The organism is Marivita sp. S2033 (assembly GCF_046592965.1).
GTDB lineage: Bacteria > Pseudomonadota > Alphaproteobacteria > Rhodobacterales > Rhodobacteraceae > Marivita.
Genome location: NZ_JBISBV010000014.1, coordinates 21146 through 41346, shown reverse-complemented (window position 1 = coordinate 41346; position 20201 = coordinate 21146). Strand labels below are relative to the sequence as shown.

21 protein-coding genes and 1 pseudogene are annotated in these 20201 nt (G+C 59.0%); 6 read left to right on the top strand and 16 right to left on the bottom strand.

Features of this window, described 5'->3' with window-relative positions; all coding sequences use genetic code 11:
* Positions 1 to 136: 136 nt before the first annotated feature.
* From lgt to ACGKZZ_RS15870, 3 genes are all read right to left on the bottom strand, one after another.
* Positions 137 to 1057, bottom strand: coding sequence for a prolipoprotein diacylglyceryl transferase (gene lgt / locus ACGKZZ_RS15880; protein WP_050686145.1), 921 nt, complete (start codon positions 1055 to 1057; stop codon positions 137 to 139).
* 105 nt (positions 1058 to 1162) lie between these two features.
* Positions 1163 to 1549 (bottom strand): DUF302 domain-containing protein, encoded by a 387-nt coding sequence (locus tag ACGKZZ_RS15875; RefSeq protein WP_050686143.1) that lies wholly within the window; start codon positions 1547 to 1549, stop codon positions 1163 to 1165.
* Between the two features lie 139 nt (positions 1550 to 1688).
* Positions 1689 to 2282, bottom strand: a complete 594-nt coding sequence (locus ACGKZZ_RS15870; protein WP_411224510.1) for an EF-hand domain-containing protein — start codon at positions 2280 to 2282, stop codon at positions 1689 to 1691.
* A 397-nt stretch (positions 2283 to 2679) separates the two neighbouring features.
* Between ACGKZZ_RS15870 and ACGKZZ_RS15865 the strand changes: the two genes are divergently transcribed.
* Positions 2680 to 3237, top strand: a complete 558-nt coding sequence (locus tag ACGKZZ_RS15865) for a hypothetical protein (protein WP_233152328.1) — start codon at positions 2680 to 2682, stop codon at positions 3235 to 3237.
* Positions 3238 to 3324: 87 nt separating this feature from the next.
* Here the strand turns inward: ACGKZZ_RS15865 and ACGKZZ_RS15860 are convergent, their stop codons facing one another.
* The 4 genes from ACGKZZ_RS15860 to ACGKZZ_RS15845 all read right to left on the bottom strand — a co-directional run bounded on the left by ACGKZZ_RS15860 (position 3325) and on the right by ACGKZZ_RS15845 (position 6628).
* Entirely contained in the window at positions 3325 to 3990 is a 666-nt protein-coding gene (locus ACGKZZ_RS15860) for a L,D-transpeptidase (RefSeq protein ID WP_411224509.1), read from the bottom strand.
* A gap of 42 nt (positions 3991 to 4032) precedes the next feature.
* On the bottom strand, positions 4033 to 4518 hold the full coding sequence (locus ACGKZZ_RS15855) for a disulfide bond formation protein B (RefSeq protein WP_100931433.1): 486 nt from the start codon (positions 4516 to 4518) through the stop codon (positions 4033 to 4035).
* Between the two features lie 140 nt (positions 4519 to 4658).
* A complete protein-coding gene (locus tag ACGKZZ_RS15850; RefSeq protein WP_411224508.1) occupies positions 4659 to 5948 on the bottom strand; it encodes a multicopper oxidase family protein in 1290 nt (429 codons plus the stop codon).
* Positions 5949 to 6046: 98 nt separating this feature from the next.
* On the bottom strand, positions 6047 to 6628 hold the full coding sequence (locus tag ACGKZZ_RS15845; protein WP_012187183.1) for a L,D-transpeptidase: 582 nt from the start codon (positions 6626 to 6628) through the stop codon (positions 6047 to 6049).
* Between the two features lie 179 nt (positions 6629 to 6807).
* On the opposite strand from ACGKZZ_RS15845, the gene ACGKZZ_RS15840 reads away from it, so the two are divergent.
* Positions 6808 to 7644 (top strand): DUF305 domain-containing protein, encoded by an 837-nt coding sequence (locus tag ACGKZZ_RS15840; RefSeq protein WP_012187184.1) that lies wholly within the window; start codon positions 6808 to 6810, stop codon positions 7642 to 7644.
* 12 nt (positions 7645 to 7656) lie between these two features.
* Positions 7657 to 8421: pseudogene (locus ACGKZZ_RS15835) on the top strand (MauE/DoxX family redox-associated membrane protein).
* A 21-nt stretch (positions 8422 to 8442) separates the two neighbouring features.
* On the opposite strand, the gene cueR reads toward ACGKZZ_RS15835, so the two are convergent.
* Both cueR and ACGKZZ_RS15825 read right to left on the bottom strand, forming a co-directional pair.
* Complete coding sequence (gene cueR, locus ACGKZZ_RS15830; RefSeq protein ID WP_038008399.1) at positions 8443 to 8841, bottom strand: Cu(I)-responsive transcriptional regulator; 399 nt, start codon at positions 8839 to 8841, stop codon at positions 8443 to 8445.
* A gap of 12 nt (positions 8842 to 8853) precedes the next feature.
* On the bottom strand, positions 8854 to 11364 hold the full coding sequence (locus ACGKZZ_RS15825; protein ID WP_411224507.1) for a heavy metal translocating P-type ATPase: 2511 nt from the start codon (positions 11362 to 11364) through the stop codon (positions 8854 to 8856).
* A gap of 152 nt (positions 11365 to 11516) precedes the next feature.
* Here ACGKZZ_RS15825 and ACGKZZ_RS15820 point away from each other — a divergent pair, with 152 nt between their 5' ends.
* The gene (locus ACGKZZ_RS15820) at positions 11517 to 11717 is read left to right on the top strand and encodes a heavy-metal-associated domain-containing protein (RefSeq protein WP_007803412.1); all 201 of its coding nucleotides are present in this window, start codon (positions 11517 to 11519) and stop codon (positions 11715 to 11717) included.
* 42 nt (positions 11718 to 11759) lie between these two features.
* Here the strand turns inward: ACGKZZ_RS15820 and ACGKZZ_RS15815 are convergent, their stop codons facing one another.
* From ACGKZZ_RS15815 to ACGKZZ_RS15785, 7 genes are all read right to left on the bottom strand, one after another.
* Entirely contained in the window at positions 11760 to 12491 is a 732-nt protein-coding gene (locus tag ACGKZZ_RS15815) for a DsbA family protein (RefSeq protein WP_009807488.1), read from the bottom strand.
* A 1-nt stretch (position 12492) separates the two neighbouring features.
* Entirely contained in the window at positions 12493 to 12975 is a 483-nt protein-coding gene (locus ACGKZZ_RS15810) for a c-type cytochrome (RefSeq protein WP_411224506.1), read from the bottom strand.
* Positions 12972 to 14366, bottom strand: coding sequence for a multicopper oxidase family protein (locus ACGKZZ_RS15805; RefSeq protein ID WP_038008397.1), 1395 nt, complete (start codon positions 14364 to 14366; stop codon positions 12972 to 12974). Before ACGKZZ_RS15805 ends, ACGKZZ_RS15810 begins: the two co-directional genes overlap by 4 nt.
* A 43-nt stretch (positions 14367 to 14409) precedes the next feature.
* Positions 14410 to 15327, bottom strand: coding sequence for a c-type cytochrome (locus tag ACGKZZ_RS15800; protein ID WP_411224505.1), 918 nt, complete (start codon positions 15325 to 15327; stop codon positions 14410 to 14412).
* Between the two features lie 2 nt (positions 15328 to 15329).
* Positions 15330 to 15902, bottom strand: coding sequence for a c-type cytochrome (locus ACGKZZ_RS15795; protein WP_054540597.1), 573 nt, complete (start codon positions 15900 to 15902; stop codon positions 15330 to 15332).
* Between the two features lie 372 nt (positions 15903 to 16274).
* Positions 16275 to 16733 carry a c-type cytochrome gene (locus ACGKZZ_RS15790; RefSeq protein WP_163852047.1) on the bottom strand — a complete coding sequence of 153 codons (459 nt, stop codon included), beginning with the start codon at positions 16731 to 16733 and terminating at the stop codon, positions 16275 to 16277.
* Positions 16734 to 16761: 28 nt separating this feature from the next.
* Positions 16762 to 17322 (bottom strand): L,D-transpeptidase, encoded by a 561-nt coding sequence (locus ACGKZZ_RS15785; RefSeq protein ID WP_054540595.1) that lies wholly within the window; start codon positions 17320 to 17322, stop codon positions 16762 to 16764.
* A gap of 201 nt (positions 17323 to 17523) precedes the next feature.
* Here ACGKZZ_RS15785 and ACGKZZ_RS15780 point away from each other — a divergent pair, with 201 nt between their 5' ends.
* Together ACGKZZ_RS15780 and ACGKZZ_RS15775 are read left to right on the top strand one after the other, a co-directional pair.
* On the top strand, positions 17524 to 17781 hold the full coding sequence (locus ACGKZZ_RS15780; protein ID WP_239521101.1) for a DUF2933 domain-containing protein: 258 nt from the start codon (positions 17524 to 17526) through the stop codon (positions 17779 to 17781).
* Between the two features lie 283 nt (positions 17782 to 18064).
* Positions 18065 to 20194, top strand: coding sequence for a protein-disulfide reductase DsbD family protein (locus tag ACGKZZ_RS15775; RefSeq protein WP_411224504.1), 2130 nt, complete (start codon positions 18065 to 18067; stop codon positions 20192 to 20194).
* Positions 20195 to 20201: the final 7 nt, after the last annotated feature.

The following is a 20201-nucleotide window of genomic DNA, read 5'->3' as shown; positions in this document are numbered from 1 at the left end:
AGCTGTCGCTCGAAAGCTCATTACAATCGTCAACGCCCTCTGTAAATCAAGCCAGAAATGGGCCGTTCCAGCAAGTTGAAGATACAGTTGCTAGGGCTTCCATCCGCGGGAGGGTCAAGAGAGATCAGTACGGCGATTACATTGCGGCTCTGCGGGGTGGCGCTGTCCGGCCCCGTTCCCGCCGGGCGAACACGATCAACGCCAGCCCGACCAGCGCCATTGGCATGGAGAGCAACTGGCCCATGGTCAAACCCCACTCACCAAAATGAAGCGCATGGCCGATCGGGTTGTCCGCCGTCACAAATTGTTGGTCCGGTTGCCGGAACATCTCGACGAAACTTCGGGCAAGACCATAGCCGGTCAGAAACACGCCAGCCAAGGCACCGGGCATTTTCAGCCAGCCCCGGCCCCAAGCGAGATAAATGAGCAGCATTCCAAGAATGAGCCCCTCCAATAGCGCCTCGTACAGCTGGGACGGGTGTCGGGCGCAGAGGCCACTAATCCCTGGGCAGGCCTGCGCGACTTCGCCGGGAAAGATCACCGCCCAGGGAACGTCCGTCGGCCGCCCCCACAACTCATTGTTGGTGAAGTTCGCCAGCCTCCCAAGAAACAAGCCTGGCGGTGCCGCCAAAGCCAGCAAGTCGCCAGTGCTGAGCAAAGACGCGTTCTGTCGAAGGCAGAACAGCAAGGCAGCGATGACAACGCCCGCGAACCCCCCGTGGAAGGACATGCCGCCTTGCCAGACCATCAGAATTTCCAAGGGATTTGCGAGATAATATGCAGGCTGGTAGAACAGTACAAAGCCTAGGCGACCACCAGCAATCACGCCGATGATGATCCACGTCAGAAGATCTTCGATCTGCGTCCGGTCAAGCGGCGGTCCAACTGATGTCCAGAGCGCGGGACGGCTTATCGCACTCAAACAAATGCGCCAGCCAATCAGGATACCGAAGATATAGGCTAGCGCGTACCAGCGGAGTGCGAATGTGACCCCCCCGATGTCGAAGGAGATGAGGTCGGTTCCAATATCCGGAAATGGCAATCCCGCTGGCAGCACTGGGTGAGTTCCTCATCAGGAATTTACGTGGGGATTAGATGGCATTGATCGAGCACCGCTAAAGGCGCTCGATCTGCGACAGGGCATCCAACGCCCATCCCGCCATCACGCGGCGTCGAGGGCGTCCCGGAGTAGATCGCGGACTTCGCCGGCGACCGCGTCCAGGTCTTGGTTCTGCACCGCCTGCATCGAAGCGACAGGATCGACCGCGCTGACCTCGGTGTCGCCGTCCACTTGCCGCAGGATGACATTGCAGGGAAGCATCGCACCGATGCGAGGCTCGATCTCGATGGCTTTGTGCGCCATGCCCGGATTACAGGCCCCGAGAATGCGGTAAGGCGGCATGTCCGCATCAAGTTTCTTTTTCATCGTCGCTTTGACGTCAATCTCAGTCAGAACGCCGAAGCCCTTGTCTGCCAAAGCATCCCGAACACGCATCTCTGCGTCATCGATATTGGTGTCTTTCAGGACGCGATCATAGGTATAGGCCATGGGAATTTTCCTTTCCGTGTCTCTATTTTTTGGCATAACGAGGCTAAACGGTTCAGGTCGCGGTTCGGTTCAATGTCCCGGCCGAGAACGGTTTTGGCGTTTTGAGGACGGGTGCCGGAAAAAACCGGCACCCGTTGGCTCAGTTGTCCTGCATCATGGAGCCGTTGCCCATGCCCTGACCGTTGCCCGGCCGCGCAGGCGCATCTGCCATGTTCGACCGCATCATCTGCATCCGCTCCATCCTATCGGCCGGAGCGGCCATCTCTTCCGGCGTCACCGCGCCGTCGCCATCGGCATCGAGGTGTTGAAAACGATCCACCATCATTTCGCGGATCATCGCGCTGTGGAGAGCTTCAAACTCGGTAATCGAGAGGTTTCCATCCCCGTCGCTGTCAAACTCGGAAAGCTTGGCCTGCAGCTGCGTGCGCATTTCTTCCGGCGTCGTTGTGCCGTCTTCATCGGTGTCGAACATTTGCATCATGCCGCCAGCCATGCCTGCGCCCATCATACCACTGCCCATGCCTGCGCCCATCATGTTTCCGTGCATGCGCTGCATCATGTCCATCATTCCGCCCATGTTCCCCATCATGCCCGGACCACCGTTCTGCATCATGCCTGCCCCACTTTGGGCACCAGGTTGACCACTGTGCCCATGGTTGGCATCCGCCAAGGCGACGCCACCAAAGGCGGTTGCAGCCAGAGTCATTGCAGCGAGTAGAGTATTGCGTTTCATGTCGATCACCTCGTGTCAGTGTTACGATAGCCACCATATGGGATGCACCTGCAGATTCGGAATGCCACGCGAGCCGGTGTTTTGTATCGCGAGGTCACAAAGGCGGGGTCTGTTACAAATTGCGACAAATCAATTCGGGGCGAACGCTCCTCTTAATCTGAGACTTGCGATATCCAGAGAAAAACCTGTCGAGGAGTCGCGTACCAACCGACACCGAACCCGTGTTTCGGTGGACGTGAAATCCGGAAGAGTTGGTGTCGAGAGTGGTAGAGGACCTGAATATCCCGAAAATTCAATTATTCAACCCATGGCAGGAGGCTGCAGGGTGCTCTTTTTGAACCGCATTTTCTCAGTTCTAACCTTGGTAATTTTGGCGGGGTGCGGTGCAGGAAACGACATGCGCCCTGATGCTTCAGCCGAAGTCATCAGTAGTGCATCCTACCGTCACGACGGACCGGCCGCGCTGACGCTGTACACCATGATCAATAACAGGTCCGGGGCGGGTGCGCATACCAGCGTCATGATTAATGGGTCGCAGCGTGTTATCTTCGATCCGGCAGGAACGGTCCGGCTGAGCGCGGTACCGGAACGGGGAGATGTGCTTTATGGCATTACTCCACAAGTGGCCGATTTTTATGCGCGGGCTCATGCTCGGGAGACCTACCATGTCGTCATACAAGAGATCGATGTGTCTCCCGAAGTCGCGGAGCAGGCCTTACAGCTTGCAATTGCCAGCGGCCCAGCCGCTTCCGGTTTTTGTAGTGCCAGTACCTCCGCGGTACTCAGACAATTACCAGGATTTGAATCCATTGGACGCACATTTTTTCCAAAGCGCCTGATGGCGGATTTTGGCAAGTTGCCGGGTGTGCGAACCAGAAAGCTGTTCGAGAACGATGAGGACGATAAATCCGTAGCGATCGCACAGTTCGAAAATTCACTTGCGACACAGCCGTGAGTGTTCGTCCAACAATTCGTTGCAAGATTTTCCTGCATGACGCTGTCCTCAGCGCGTGAGCCCAAGATGCGCTGTCCGACGAATTGATCAGCTTCGAGCGGTAACGCTGTCCTCGGCCGAGTAAAGGAACGCCGTCGATCCGACAGCGACATTCGGATAGAGATCATTGATGTGGGCCATCACCATGCGCACGCATCCCGAACTGGCCCGGCCGCCAATGCTGCGTGGGCTGGGTGTCCCATGGATACGAAGGTACGTATCCCGATCTCCGACGAATAGATACAAAGCCCTGCTCCCCAAGGCATTTTCCGGGCCGGGCTCCATTCCATCGGCAAACTGAGCGAATGCATCTGGGTCTCGCTCAATCATCGACTGCGTCGGCGTCCAGTGTGGCCATTCGACCTTGCGACGGATCGTATAGGTGCCGGGTTCATAGAGATCGCCCTTGGCAATCGCCACCCCGTATCGCATCGCGGTGCCACCTTCCTCGATATGGTACAGATAGCGCGCGATCGCATCGACGTGAATGTCACCCGGGCGCAAACCGTCATTCGCCAAAACGCGTTGCGGCAGCAGCCTGGGATGCAGCCCCCATGGGTTGGTTGTTGCCGGGTCATAGTTGGCGGGCGTGATCTGCGCATCCCAAGCTGCTTTTTCGGCTGTTGACGGCCAGGTCTTAGCGAATGCTGGCGAACTCAGAGAAGCTGAAAACAGCGAGCCGGAAAGTGCAAGGAAGTGTCGTCTTGTAACCATGAAGCGAAGCCCTTTGTTTGTTTTCGATGAATGCGGGACGATTCAAGAAACGTCCGCGACCCCATGCCACCGAACCTTTTGATGTCTTGCGATCGCGACCAACCAGAGGCAAGCAAGGACACCGCTTAGGATCGCGTTCCAACTCGCCATGGACAACGTCAGAAATTCCCAGACAACCTCACTGCACAGAACAAGATTGGACGCATTTGAACTGGCAGAGGGCAGCAATTCCGATACCGACATTTGGGAAACATCGAGGCCGGATCCCGTGCAAGAAGTCGGTCCCTCCCACCAGCCGCGCTCGACACCGGTATGAAACACTCCCAACGCGGATGTGCTGAGTGCCGACAGGGCACCGATTATCAGGATTGGCAAAATCGGCAGAGCAAAGAGCAACAGAGCGCCCATTCCAATGGCGATTGCGTGTGGGTAGCGTTGCCAGATGCACATTGCGCACGGCGCGTACCCAAGAGCCTGGAAAACGAAGGCCCCCAACAGCAAGGCGGCTGATCCTGCCGCCGCAGTCATGCCGAGAGATTTTGGTGTCAGGGTCAATGAACGCTCCCATTGGCAGTCGATGGACCTGTTTCTCGCTTGTCAGGTTACGTAGACGGCGAAAGGCCTGTTATCATTCAGAGATTTGTAACGGTATGTATCCGTCTCGACCCTCAGCCGACTCTGATCCACGTTGCCATACCGTCGGCTTGGTGGCTCAACATGTGGCAATGCAGCATCCAGGATCCCGGATTGCCCAAGACGACGAGAATATCCCGCGTCTCGCCGATATCCAGAAAGGTCGAGTCCCGGTATGGACCGGCTTTCCCCGCCGCATCGAGTTCCCAGAAATGGTGGCCATGCAGATGCATGACGTGTGGAAACCCGGTTTCGTTGCGGATCGAAATGCGCGCGGTCGTCCCCTGCGCGACGGATAGGAAAGGGGTTCGAGGCAGGCCCGATACGTCATTGAGCGCCCACGTCCCTGTGCCGTTGTGGGACGCGCTTCCCGCACCTCCCTGAAGCACCAGCTCCGCGGTTTGGCCGGGGTCTTGCGGGGCGGGCATTCGGTTGGCGGGCAACGCGGTGATGGGCGCTTTCGCAGGCTCACGAGAGCCGGAAACAGCGATTTCGCCAAGGCTCAACGTCCGCTCTCCAAAGCTGTCGTCAAATCTAATAGGCCCGGTCGCATCACCAATCACATCGCATCTTTGCCCCGGAGCTAGGAGGATGGGTTCGAGTGTCTGTGGCTGCGCCAGGGGCATACCATCCAGTGCAACGATCTTGCCTGCCAGACCGTCCAGCCCGACACGGTAAACCCTGTCGATAGAGGGATTTATCAGGCGCAAGCGCAGGCGGTCGCCTTGTCTCACATTCTTGCTGGTTCCATTGGAAACAAGCGCCGTGACCGTATTGCCGATACGGCCCTCGGTCGCGAAATGAGCCGGGTTGAACCCTTCGTCGTACTGTCCGGACTGATCCAACAAGACATCGAAGAACTGAACAACGATGTCATGGTCGACAGCCGGCGCATTTTGCTCCTCGACGATGAAGGCGCCGAAAAGACCGCGGCTGACCTGATCGTAAGACAGGTAATGCGAGTGATACCAATACGTGCCGGCATCCGGGACGCCGAATTGATAACGATACGAGTCGCCCGGAATGACCACATCCTGAGTGAGGACGTTGACACCATCCATCCGATTTGGAACCCGCAACCCATGCCAGTGAACGAGAGCGCCCTCCTCCAATCGGTTATCGAGGGTAATGCGGGCGGTTTGTCCTTGTCGCATTCTGACTTCTGGGCCCGGCAGACCACCGTTGAAGCCCAACATCGACACGTCGTACCCAGCAAGGTGCGCCTTGATCGATTGGGGCGCGAGGATCAACTCGTGTGTCGCTGCTGGCAAGCGGGTACCAGCCAGCGCAACGGTCATCCCGCCAAGGAAAGACCTCCGGCTCAAAGACAATTCCGTCACCTCATGAATGATAGACTGGCTTTCGCCAACTGCCGCACTTGTGCCATTTCCGGAAGAGGAACTTCAAGGCGACAGAACACTCCTCACGCCGTTGTCACTTTGGGATACAGGAAGACGCGGGCGCCGATTTCAACGCGTTCGTACAGATCCTTCACATGTTCATTCGTCAACCGCGCGCATCCATTCGACACGGCAGACCCAATTGTCTCCGGGGCGTTCGTTCCATGAATGCGAAGATAGGTATCGCGTCCCTCGGCATCGTAGAGATAGAGCGCGCGGGCCCCGAGCGGGTTGTTTGGCCCGCCTTTCAGTCCATCCTTGTACTTTGCGTATTTGCGTGGCTCGCGCCGGATCATGGCGTTCGTTGGCCGCCACCATGGCCATTTGGCCTTGCGCGCTACCGTGAACTCTCCGGGTTCGTACAAACCTTTGCGCCCTACCCCGACCCCGTAGCGGATCGCCATCCCGTCCTCGAGCATGAAATAAAGGAAAAAATCGTCGGGAACGACGTGGACATCGCCTTTAACCCAGTCACCACGACGGGTGTTTACCAATTGTGGTTCGAACCGTTCGGGCAATTTGACTTTGTGGGCCCAGGCAGTTGTGGGCAGAAAGCAACCCATCGCTCCGGCACAAATCAATTCTCGTCTCGTGAAATTCTGCATGGCGCGATCTCCTCGGACCCATGAAAATTCAGTGCGCGTCAGGGGCAAAGAAAAGAAGCCGTGAACCGGGGCAAACGACGCGCCTTTGTTGCCTTGAAACTACGAAAATTCGTGCTTTTGGAACTCTCCAGCGCTGGAATGTTGTTGTTTTACAGAGAACTGCAAGGAGGTGACTGGAAATGCACTACTCACGATTCTTTATGATGATCGGAACATCGACCGTGGTCATGTTCGTTCTGATGTACCTGAACACCTATCTTTGGGGCCATATCTTCTTTTCGGAGACACGCCTTTACATGGCCATCCTGATGGGGGCGACCATGGCCGTGATCATGTTGGCGTACATGTTGTCCATGTATCAGAACACCAAAGCCAACATCGCGATTTTCGTTGGCGCAATAGTCCTTTTCGCGGCGAGCCTCTGGCTGGTTCGCGGGCAATTCACGGTGCAGGACAGGTCCTACATGCGCGCCATGATCCCGCACCACTCGATCGCCATCATGACGTCGACTCGTGCCGAGATCACCGACCCGCGCGTCCGGGGGCTCGCAGACGACATTATCTATGCGCAGGACAAGGAAATCGCCGAAATGCGCTACCTTATTGCTGACATTGGAGCAAACGGCGAAGCATCGGCCACGCGAAGCGAAACGCCGGCGCAGGTTGTGGATGCGCAACAGGCGCTTCAAACGGAGGTCGTGTCGAAGGTCGATCCTGAGTTTCTGACGGAAGACGAAATCGCTGCGGTGTTCCCGAATGGCGGAAATTGCCGCTTTGCTTACACCTCGGACAGTCCGGCTGTACTGGTGACTGGTGAAACCGGCGAAGGGTCTGCAGCCGCAATGAAGATCAGCGGTGATCTGGTGCGCCTGAATGCGCAGGGCGAAAATGCATTTTCTGAAGGCCCGCTGTCGGCCGAGATCGCAGAGACGAACGGTGACCTGACCGATCTGATCGTCAGCGCGGGAACCGACTACGAAGCCGGGTTCCGTGGTCAACTTACGTGCAGCGGATAAGGAGGAAAGGACATGCCCCGCGACACAGACAGTAAATCCGCGCAGCTTTATCGCATGGTCATGCCGGGCCATGTCTGCCCCTACGGTCTGAAATCGAAAGACCTGCTGGAGCGGCAAGGCTTCGAGGTGGAAGACCATCCGCTTGACACCCGTGAAGACACCGATGCTTTCATGGAGAAGCACGGGGTCGAGACGACGCCGCAGACTTTCATCGGGGACGAACGGATCGGCGGTTACGATGATCTCAGGGTGTTTTTCGACATTGACCCACCCGAGGAAGAGCAAAGCGACACGACCTACCAGCCGGTCATCGCGATCTTTTCCGTTGCCGCGCTGTTGGCATTGGGCCTGTCTTGGCACCAGTACGGGTCGGTCCTTACCTTGCGGGGGTTCGAATGGTTCATTTCGCTGTCCATGACCATTCTCGCGATCCAGAAATTGCAGGATGTCGAAGGGTTTTCGACGATGTTCCTCAACTACGATCTGCTGGCGCGCAAATGGGTGCGATACGGCAAGGTCTACCCGTTCGGCGAAGCGTTGGCAGGTGTCCTGATGACTGCCGGCGCGCTGCTGTGGCTCTCGGCGCCTGTCGCCCTGTTTATCGGCACGGTAGGCGCTGTCAGCGTGTTCAAGGCTGTTTATATCGACAAGAGAGAGCTGAAATGCGCCTGAGTCGGCGGTGACAGTTCCGTCCCGCTGGGGTTCATTTCGCTGACGGAAAACCTGATGATGATCTTCATGGGTATCTGGATGCCGGTCCGCGCGATCTGGTTCTGAGGTACAGCCCCTTCTTGCCTGTCACTTGGCCAACCGCTCCGGCGACAGATCCTCGATGATGGGGCAGTCGGGCCGGTGATCCCCGGCACATTTTTCCACCAGTTCGGCGAGCGTCGCGCGCATGGATTGCAGTTTCGCGATCTTTTCCTCGATCTGGCGCAGATGGTCTTCCGCAACCGCCTTCACTTGCATGCTTTCGCGGTTTTCATCCTCGTAGAGCGACAGGAGAGTCCTGCAATCTTCGATGGTGAACCCCAAGGCCCGTGCGCGACCCAGAAACGCCAGCTTGTGAACGTGGTTCTCGGTGAACGCGCGATAGCCGTTCTCGCTACGGTTCGGGCGGATCAGACCGATGTCCTCGTAGTAGCGGATCGTCTTGGCGGGCACACCCGATTGTCGGGCAACGTCTCCGATGTTCATGTCGGACCTCCGTTATTCTGCTGGAGCAGGAGTGGCGGCTGCCATCTCTGCCGGGATTGCGCGCTGCTCGTCCATCGCAGGCGCGATGCGCCGCAGCCGCAGGGCATTGGTCAGGACAAACACCGAGGACAACGCCATCGCACCCGCCGCAAGGATTGGTGACAGGAGCAACCCAAAGGCCGGATAGAGCACCCCGGCAGCGACCGGAATAAGTGCCACGTTGTAGGCAAAGGCCCAGAACAGGTTCTGCCGGATGTTGCGCATGGTCCGCCGCGATACTTCGAAGGCGTTCACCACGCCGCGCAAATCGCCCGACATCAGGACGACATCCGCAGATTCGATGGCCACATCGGTGCCGGTTCCAATGGCGATGCCCACATCGGCATGCGCCAGCGCCGGGGCGTCGTTGATCCCGTCGCCGACAAAGGCGATGCGCTTGTTCCCTTGGCGCAAACTGTCGAGCGCCGCAACCTTGCCGTCCGGCAGGACGCCGGCGATGACGTGGTCGATACCGGTTTCGCGGGCGATGGCTTCGGCGGTTTCGCGTTTGTCGCCGGTGATCATCGCAACCGCAAGACCCTTTTCGTGCAGCGCTGCGATGGCTGCGCGGCTTGCCGGTTTGACCGGATCGGCCACGCCGATCACGGCGGCGACACGCCCATCTATGGCAGCGTAAAGCGCCGTGCGACCCTTGCTTGCGATCTTCGTTTCCTCTGGAGACAATGCCGAGACGTCAATGCCTTCGCGCGCCATGTAGCGGTCGGCCCCAACCAACACCTCCACGTCTTCGACCACGGCGCGCACGCCGTAACCTGTGACCGATTGAAAGCCTTCGGCCGCCACAAGAGGTGCGCCCTCGGCCCGCGCGGCCCGCACGATGGCGTCCGCGACAGGATGCTCGGAGAGCGACTCCACGGCAGCGATCTTCGAGAGCGTTGTTGGGCGATCGAACCCTTCCGCCAGCACAAGGTCAGTCAGTGCGGGTCGCCCCTCGGTCACCGTGCCTGTTTTGTCGAGGGCGACCACATCAACGGAATCAAGTTGCTGCAAGGCGTCACCTTTACGGAACAGGACACCCATTTCCGCAGCACGTCCCGTCCCGACCATGATCGAGGTCGGCGTCGCAAGCCCCATCGCGCAGGGGCACGCGATGATGAGCACCGACACACCGGCGACCAGCGCCATCGTCAGGGCCGGATCAGGCCCGAAAAACAGCCAGACCAGCACGGTCGCCGCCGCGATCGCCATCACGGCAGGCACGAACCACAAGGTGATCCGGTCGACCAATCCCTGGATCGGCAGTTTGGCGCCCTGGGCCTCTTCGACCATGCGAATAATCTGCGCCAGGGTCGTGTCGGCGCCGACCCGCGTGGCGAGGAACTGCAGGCTTCCGGCGCCGTTGACCGTCCCGCCGGTCACCGTATCTCCGGCACCTTTTTCAGCGGGGATCGGCTCGCCTGTCAGCATGCTTTCGTCGACGCGGCTGGTCCCCTCGATGACCTCGCCATCGACCGCGATGCGTTCACCAGGGCGCACGATGACGATGTCACCCTGAACCAGCGCATCGATCTCGATCTCGACGCTTTCTCCGTCCCGCATCACGCGTGCAGTCCGCGCCTGAAGCCCTAATAGCTTCTGGATGGCCGCGCCCGTTCTCCCCTTGGCGCGCGCTTCAAGAAACCGCCCCAGAAGGATCAGAACGACGATGACCGCTGCCGCCTCGAAATAGACGGTGCGCAGCGTGTCAGGCAGGACCGACGGTACGAATGTCGCAACCACGGAATAAAGGTAAGCCGCCCCGGTGCCGACCGCGACGAGGCTGTTCATGTCGGGGGCACCCCGGAACAAGGCCGGGAAACCCTTGGTGTAAAACGTCCGGCCTGGGCCGAAGAGAACGATTGTCGTCAGCACGAACTGAAGAAGCCAACTCGTCTGCTGGCCAATCGTGGTCTCGATCAGCATATGAACGGCCGGAATGACGTGGCCACCCATTTCGATCAGGAAGACCGGCAAGGCGAGGATGGCCGCAAAGGTGACCCGTTTGGCAAGCGCCTGAGCCTCTTCCTCCTTGCGCGCAACTCTGTCGTCACCGGCCTGGGCCGTTGCCACGGTTGCTGGATACCCTGCCGCGCCGCTTGATTCGATCAGATCGGATGTCGTGACAAGACCTTCGACGTAAACGACCGTCGCCGTCTCTGAGGCGAGGTTGACGTTCACCTCGACCACCCCGGGCACCGCGGCAAGCGCCTTATCGACCCGCCCGACGCAAGAGGCACAGGACATCGCTGCAATCGTGAGTTCGGCCCTGGCCTTCCGCGCGGGGTAGCCCAGCTCGCGAAGGGATTCGATGATGTCGGGAATGCGCTTGAGCGCGTCCACGCTCATGCGAGCAGTTTCCGAGGCAAGGTTCACCGACACATCCTCTACGCCGTCGATTGCATTCAATGCGCGATCGACCCTGCCAACGCAGGACGCGCATGACATGCCTTCGATCGGCAGGCTGATCTGTTTGGGTTCGGGCATATGTGTCACCTGTTTTTCCATTCGAAGTGGAATATGAGGCTTCCAGTTACTGGAGGGTCAATGGGAGGGCGCCAAATATATTTCTTCACTTGACCTTCCAGCGGGGGGAAGCCCCATGTCACCGATAGAAATCAGATCAAGGAGTGGTTCCGATGAAGTTCAGCGTTCCGGACATGAGCTGTGGGCATTGCACCGCAGCAATCGAAAGCGCGGTGAAGAGCGCAGATCCGAATGCAGGCGTAGAATGTGACCTTTCTGCCCGACAGGTGCATGTCGACAGCGTGTTACCAGCCGATCAGGTCCAAGCGATCATTCGGGATGCGGGCTACAACGTGGAACCTGCGGCCGCTTGATGCAGTGCCTGGACCACCCAAGGGTGGTCCGGGCACAGAATTTCAGTCTTCGACTTTGCGGGCTTCCTCGACCAAGTCGGCAAGCTGCGCCTTTTCGACGAAGCCCGGGACCAGCGCATCCCCGATCACGAAAGACGGCGTGCCGTTAAAGCCCAGAGCTTGGGTCAGTTGCATGGAGGTCGCAATGTGCTCTTCGACCTCGGGGGCCTCCATGTCCTTGCGCAACTGCGCGATATCCAGGCCGATCTCCTCGGCCACGCGCAGCACGGAGGCCTCTTCCGCGCGGCCTTCCAGCCCCATCATTGCCCAGTGAAACTCTTCGTATTTGTCCTGCTTGCGCGCTGCCAAGGCCGCTTTCGCGGCAAACACCGATCCGTCTCCGAGAATGGGCCATTCACGATAGACGAGGCGAATGTTGGGATCGTCTTCGATCAAAGCCCGCACCTCGGGTTTGACCCGCCGACAATAGGGACAGTTGTAGTCGAAAAATTCCACAACAGTGACGTCCCCTTCCAGGTTGCCGAGAACCGGCGCATTCGGATCGTTCTCGATCAGATCGCGCTGGTCATTCAGAACTTGGGCCTGACTGAGCTCCTGCGCTTGCGCCTGCCTTTGTTCGAGGATCGCCACGGCCTCCATGACAATCTCCGGGTTCTCGCGGATTGCCTCGAGCACAAGTTCCTTGACCCGGGACTCTGACAGTTCGTCCGCGAGTGCCGGTATCGGAAGCAAGGCAGCTATCGCGACCGTCGTGAAGGCTTGTCTGAAACGCATTTTAGTTCTCTCCCCGTTGTTCGTCGGCTTCTGTCCGCGCGGCCTGGACTTCGCGGATGCGGCCTGGCCAGGTGGACCGGATGAAGGCCAGGATGTTGTGAATTTGCTGGTCGGTCAGCACGTCTGCGAAACCGGGCATGCCACTGTCGAATTCGACGCCCTGACGCGCCAGAAGCGCCGCACCCCCCAGTTTTGTGTAATCGAAGAGCAGGCTGTCAGGATGATGCCAGGTGTGACCCGTCTCATCATGTGGTGGTGCTGGCAGGCGCCCATCCGCGCCGGGCGTTCGCCATTCCGGCTGGCCTTCCAGACCCGCGCCATGACAAGACGCACAGTTTTCTGCGTAGAGCAACGCGCCTTCTTCGATGTCGTAGCTCTCCGCCCTGGACGCGCTGCCGACATCCGAGGATGCACTGGTCGAGAGCCAATACGTGAAGGCGGCTGCTGCGACAGTGATCGGAAGGGACCAAACGAGATATCTCATGTGACCCGTATCCAGGTTGTCATGCCAGATGCGGCGTGGCTGAGCATGTGGCAATGGAACAGCCACTTGCCGGGATTGTCTGCCGTAAAGGCGATCTCCCGGGACTCGTTGCCGGCCAACAGGATCGTGTCCCGCATCGGCCCGAACGCGCCGTCGGGGCGCAGCTCGCGGAAATGCATCCCGTGCAGGTGCATCGCATGTGGGAAAACGGTCTGGTTCTCGATCTTCAGGCGCACCGGCTCGTTCAGGGATAGATCGGCCAGTGGCGTGTAGGTCATTTCGGCGACATCATTCAGGGCCCAGAATTTGCCCGCTTGGGCAAGCTGACGGAATCCAAGACGTTCCCCGCCAAGCAATGCGGACTGCATTCGCCCCATTGCCCCGCCGGACATGACCAGTCGCAAATCACGCGCATCGGCAAGGTCCGGGGCGTGTGCCGCGGGGTTCGGCGGCAACGGCAGTGGCTTGCCTCTTGGTACTGAACTGGCTGTGCCGTTGACCAGAAAACTCACCAACGGGGTCAGTTGATCATCATCGCCGATGCGAAGCAATTGGGCGGTGCCGCCTTCGCCTTCGGTCACATCCACAATTAAGTCGACGCGCTGTGCCGGGCCGAGGATCAACTCGCCGTCAACCGACTGGGGTTGGCCGGTTGGCATTCCATCCACGGCCACCGTCCAGCCACTGAATCCAGAGAGCCTCAGCGGGAAAATTCGAGCGCTTGCTGCGTTGATGATCCGCAAGCGAATGCGTTCGTTGCGCTTCGCGGGCAAGGTCAGGTCATAGCGCCCATTGGTCGTGATAAAGTTGCCGATGCGTCCACCGTGGCTCATCATCATAGGCTGTTCGAAATTGTCGAACAGCTGCCCGCTCTCAGGGTCGAGCAACCAGTCCTCCAGAACGATGACTTCCTCGCGGTCTATGTCCGGTCCATCGACCTCTTCGACGATCAAGGCACCGCGCAAACCACGCGCGACTTGCTCGTATGAGCGATTATGCGCGTGATACCAATAGGTGCCCGCGTCCGGTACGACGAAGTCGTAGTCAAAGGTTTCACCTGGTGCCACGGCTTTCTGGGTCAGTCCTGAAACGCCATCCATCGCGTTATCGATCCGGATTCCGTGCCAGTGAACCGAACTGGGATCGGGTACCTCGTTGCGGAACCTGCGACGCACCCGATCGCCTTGTGCAACCCGGATTTCCGGGGCCGGAACAAGACCGTCATAGCCCCAGATCTCTGTTTCCGGGTAGGTGTCCGGAAGAAGTTGTCGACGCGCAACCTTGGTAACCACGTCCTCGAACGGGGTTGCGGCATAAGCCGACCGCGGGATGGCGGCCGCACAGGCCGCCAGAGTTGCATTGCGCAAGAAATCCCTACGTGTTTGTTTCATTTCGATCCTCGAGAAAGCGGGGGCGTGTCGCCCCCGCGTGATGTTAGTTCGAAGCGGAGTTCTCCGCCTCGACCGTGTCCTTGTTCAGTAGGAAAAGCGCCATCGCTTCGCGATCGGCAGGTGTCAGAAACCGAGTTCCGTCGCGAACGACTTCCGCCATGCTGCCGCCGAACGCATCGCCCGAAGGGGTGATGCCGGTCTGGAGCGCATAAGCGAGGTTTGAAACCGTCCAGTCATTTTTGGCCAGGTCTTTTGGCCGTATCGCGGGTGCCTTGCTGCCACCGGGAAGCTGGGCGTTGCCTGCAAAGGAAGCACCGATATCGCGGCCTCCCGCAAGATTGCGCGGCGTATGGCAGGCTCCGCAATGTGCCGCACCGCGCACCAATTCCCGTCCGCGATTCCATGAGTCGCTTCGCCCTTCAACCGGTTCGGTATCCGGATCGTAGAAGAACGCCGCTCGCCAGAGCTTCAGCCCCCATCGTTGGTCGAATGGGAAGCTGACATCGTTTTCTGGTGCAGGCTTGTCCACGGGCTGCACGGTTTGAAACGCCGCCCAGAGGTCAGCGATATCCTGGTCAGAAAAATCCGCATAGAGCGTATATGGGAAAGACGGATAGTAGGGCGTTCCATCGGGGCCGATACCCTGCCGCACGGCTTTTGCGAACTGTTCTGCCGTCCATTCGCCCATGCCATGTTCGGGGTCTGTCGTCAGGTTGGGCGGATAGAACGTTCCGAACGGGGTTTCGAGCGGCGCCCCTCCGGCAAGTGGCGCGCCGCCCGCTTCGAAATTGGTATGACAGGCAATGCACCCACTGGCGCGCGCCAGATACGCGCCCCGGTCGACATTGCCCGCTGTTGCGATCGGCGCCACCGCACTGCCGACAGGCCATGCAATCACCGCGCCGAGGCCGGCCGCGCCCAGCACGGCGACCCCGCTGACCAGTGTCAAAAACCGTCGCATGGTCAGTCTTCTTCCGCCCGGAAGCGTTCATGGCACGCGGAACAGACCTGGGTCGTCATCGCGAATGCCGCGTCGGCGGGCATTTCGGCAATGGCGGCAGCATCCATCATGCCGCCTCCGCCCATCATCGTGCTCCCGCCCATCATGGACCCACCGCCCATCATCGAGGTGCCACCCATGGAGGTATTGCCGCCCATGCCGCCCAATCCATTGTCGGCTGCGCGTTCCAGGCCTTCGGAATATTCTTCCAGCTGACTCGCCAATGCTGCGAAGCGGTCCCAGTCGGTCCACACCTCGTCTTTGGCTTCCGAGGGCATGCCCCCTGTGCCCTCAGGGAACAGGTTCGTCATGCTCTCACCGGCGTGCTGCTGGAACAGGCGCGCGGCATCGCGCACTGTTTCTGCGTCATAGGCCGTTTCGCCCCTCATCATCGGGGCCACGGTCTTGACCGCCTTCCCCATTGCAAGCATGGCGTCCATGCGCTCTTTCACGATGCCGGTGGCACCGCTATGCGCGAATGCCGTGACCGCAGTACCTGCAATCAACACTGCCGCTACGATAGTCGTCTTTTTCATGTCTTCGATCCTTCTTTGGGTCTGCTTTTCGAGCGATGTGAAATCAGACCCACCGTCGTGGCGGTGGAGGATCGCTGGCGGAGCGCAACTCGGTTCGTTGGGTCGCGACGTCTTGCATGACTGCCGTCAGAAACTGCGGCTCGTAAACCACGTTTGGCTGGAGAAACACCACCGCCGTGACAGAACAATCGAGTCCCGGATGACAGTGGCCAGAGGCCTCGTTCGTCGATGACCCTACATCTTCGTGAGCGTGAAATTCTTGCGCCAAGGACGCTTCACCATGAAAAGCTGGCGCCTCAGGCACTCCGAGAACCACTAGGAAAAGGCCGAAAACGATCGACAGAATCCATCCGTTTGTCTTCGACCAACGCATCAGTCAATCCCGTTGGCCCGCTGTAGTTCGCGGACATAGGCGGCAACCATCTTGACGTCTCCCTGGGTCAATCCCTCGATCCGTGGCATGTTACCGAAATTCCAGTGATGCGCACGCACGCCATTTTGAGCGGCCAAAACAAAGGCCATGTCGGAATGGTGGCTTGGTTCGTAGATCTTGTGCACAAGAGGCGGCGCAACACCGTTTTGACCGGCAGCATTTTCACCGTGACACTCAGAACACTTTGCCTCGAATATGCTCTTTCCAAGCGCCGCCTGTTGCGAGAGATGAGAAGGCAGCTGGACCTGAACGATCGGGCCGCCTTCAGCGATCTCACTTGTGTCGGGTGGCGTCATGGAGTGGCCAACCGCTGTATCTTCCGCTCCAACGAACTGCCAAACGGCAAAACCCCCGCCGATAACAAAAACGGCACCAATCAGCGCAGTCAATTTGTCCATGCCTGTATCTTCCGCCTTGCCCGTTGGGTCAGATGAGTTTGACTTGAGTGCCGACAGGTGCCCGCTCGTAGACTTCCTCGATCTGTGCGTTGAACAGGCCGATGCAGCCGTTTGACGACCGGCGGCCGATCTTGCGCGTATCCTGTGTCCCGTGAATACGGTAGTACTGCCACGACAGGTACAGTGCACGAGTACCCAATGGGTTGTCCGGATCACCCCCCTCGACACGAGCCGGCCATTCCGGATTGCGTTCCCGCATGGAGGGCGTTGGCGCCCAGCTGGGGTTTTTGCGTTTTTCCACCACTTCGGTGTAACCGCGTTTGGTGAGTTCGTCGGTCAGCGGAACGGACGTTGGGTAGATCCGCATTTCGCCATCTGATGTCCAATGCTGGAGCGCCTTCGTCACGGTATCGGAGATGATGATCCCCTTTCCGAGTGCGTCGAAGTGATCTTGCCAGTCATGAACTCGAAAAGAAGAGATGTTGCGGCGAATGGTTTCGGCTCGAACCACGCTTGGTGCAACCAAAGCGACAGCCGCATATCCCAACAGGCTTCGTCGATTAACCTTGTTGTTTCGCAAAATTGTCATGACACACTCCTAGCCTCGGATTTGTTGCATCTCTTTTACGGGAGACCCGGCATCAGGCAACCTGACAAGGCCGCGAGAAGTGTATCCATTTGTATCCTTGACCTTACCCTGCTGGAGGGCCGCAAATGACGCGGGGAACGAGACAATGGGGGTGTCATGGACCACCGGAACCACAGAAAAAAGCCGATCACGGACAGGCTCATGCATTACGGAATGATGGCGTGTTGCGTCGTCATGCTGCTGCCCATTGCGGGATTTTTTCTTGCCGGCGGCACATTGGCGGGCATGTGGGGCAATGCAGCGGCTTTTGCCCCGCTCCTGCTGTGCGTGGGGGCGCATCTCGTGATGCACAAATTCATGGGAAAATCGTGCCATTCCGACAAGGCAAAGGATACTATCGAGGAAACGACCGAGCCCATAACCTCCGCGATTCCAGTCGTGGTCCGCGACAGGCCGTGATGTGCGCGGGAAGGTACGCGTAGGCGCGTTGCTGTTGTCGGGTTTCATGCTTGGGGGATGTGCAGGAAGTCTTGAAGACTGCTCGGATCGCGGCGCTATCGTGTCCACGTAGCAAGCGTCAGACCTTCTGCCGGATGGGTGTCGAACCCTTTCATCTTCTGCGACTGGCGTTGCGCGAATTGTCTGTGCGGACGGTCGTCAGGGTTTTGCCACAGGTGGACTTTGACGCAATTTCCGCCGTCCTGGCGAAATCTGCGGAAAATATGGGAAGGAAGCAGGTATCTTGATCGATTGCCTTTTGATCCTGCGACGGGTTTTGCTTATTCCCTTCGTGCTCCTGGCCCTTGTCTCTGGAAGTGTCTCGGCAGCAACCTCTGCTGAATACCAAAGTGCGCCACTTACCGCGTATCTCATCAGTGTACAGGACGGCGTTCCCGAGAACACACGGACTCTGTCAGCCGGGCTTCATCTTCAACTGAACGAAAACTGGAAGACCTATTGGCGGTCGGCGGGCGAGGTGGGAATACCGCCTTCGGTCGAATGGAGCGGTTCCGAAAACGTCGCAGATGTCGAATTCATGTGGCCCGCCCCGACGCGCTTCACCGCCTTCGGCATCGAAAATTTTGGGTACGCGGGTGACGTCGTCTTTCCGCTGCGCATAACGCTCAAAGATCCCGGCGCACCTGTGACTCTTTCCGCGCAGGTCAAACTGCTGGTGTGCTCCAATGTCTGTGTCCCGGAAGAGTTTGACCTGTCACTTCGCCTCGGACGGGGCAACGTCATCGACAGCACTTCGGCTGGGCTGATCGGTACGTTTTCCGAGCGCGTCCCCGAAAGTGCTGAGGCGAGTGGCGTCAGCGAGGCAAATGCCTTCATCGACGAAGACCTCACGGAGTTGATCGTCAGCCTTCGCGTCGATGAACCACTCCAGTCGCCGGATGTGTTTCCCGAACTGGGTATGGGTGTTGCGCTTGGCAAACCCGATATCCGTTTGGGAGAAGAGGATCGTTTGCTTTGGGCGCGCTTGCCGATCCTCTCGTCGAATACGGATGTGACAGTGGCTCCGTCGATTACCGTCACCGACGGCGAGAACCGGGCCTTCACGATCATCGCGGATCGCGTGGCGCAAGGAATAGCACCACCCTTTGAACTGGCCGCCACGACACCGGACATGATGGAACTGATCTGGATTGCCGCGATCGCGCTGCTGGGCGGATTGATCCTGAATGTGATGCCCTGCGTGCTGCCGGTGCTGTCCATCAAGGTGTCGTCTGTGCTCAAACACACCGATCACGACACAACCCGTGTCCGGTTCGGTTTCGTCGCTGCCAGCGCCGGCATCATGACGTTCATGTGGGGTCTGGCGCTCGTCCTCTGGGCGCTCCAGACGGCAGGCCTCAGCGTCGGGTGGGGTTTGCAGTTTCAAAGCCCGCTGTTTCTTGCGGCGATGATCGCTGTCCTGCTCGTCTTTTCGGCAAATCTGTTCGGAGCGTTCGAGTTCGCCCTTCCACACGGCATGCAGACGCGGCTTGCAGGGGCCGGAGGACGCAACGGGTATTCCGCCGACTTTTTCACTGGCATGTTCGGTGCCGTCATGGCGACGCCTTGTTCGGCACCGTTCCTCGGCACCGCGGTGGCCTTTGCTTTGGCCGGGCGTGGCGTGGACATCCTCATCGTCTTTACGAGCCTCGGGCTCGGCCTCGCCCTGCCCTATCTCGTCATCGCCGCGTTCCCGCGTCTGGTCGCATTCATGCCCAAGCCTGGTCGATGGATGCTGATCATCAAAAGCGTCATGGGGGTTTTGTTGCTTGCAACCGCCGTGTGGCTGTTCTGGGTGCTCGACGGTGTCGCCGGGCTTGCGTCTGTCATCGCGGTCGCGGCGTTGTCCGGTCTCGCCGTTCTGATCTTGTCCCTCCCGAATGTGCAGTCCCAATTCAGGTGGTCTATTGCCACAGCCAGCCTTGTCCTGGCTCTTGCCGCAGGTCCTGTCCTGCAGCAATCAGCGCCGGCCCGTTCAGAGTCGCAATCGGCATTGGCTTGGATCGCATTTGATCGTTCGGACATAGCGAAACGCGTGTCCGCAGGAGAGGTCGTCTTTGTCGATGTGACCGCTGACTGGTGCCTGACGTGCAAAGCGAACAAGACACTTGTCATCGACCGTGATCCGGTCCGGAGCGCGCTGGACACGCCGGGCGTCACGCCGATGCAGGCAGATTGGACACGCCCGGACGCGCGCATTTCCCGCTACCTTGAGAGTTTCGGCAGATATGGCATCCCCTTCAATGCGGTCTATGGGCCGTCGGCACCAAATGGCATTGTGCTGTCCGAATTGCTGACGACCGAGGACGTGATGAACGCCTTGGCGCAAGCCAGTGGTCGGGATATTTCCGCAAAGTTTGCCGGACAGGAGTGACCTGCCC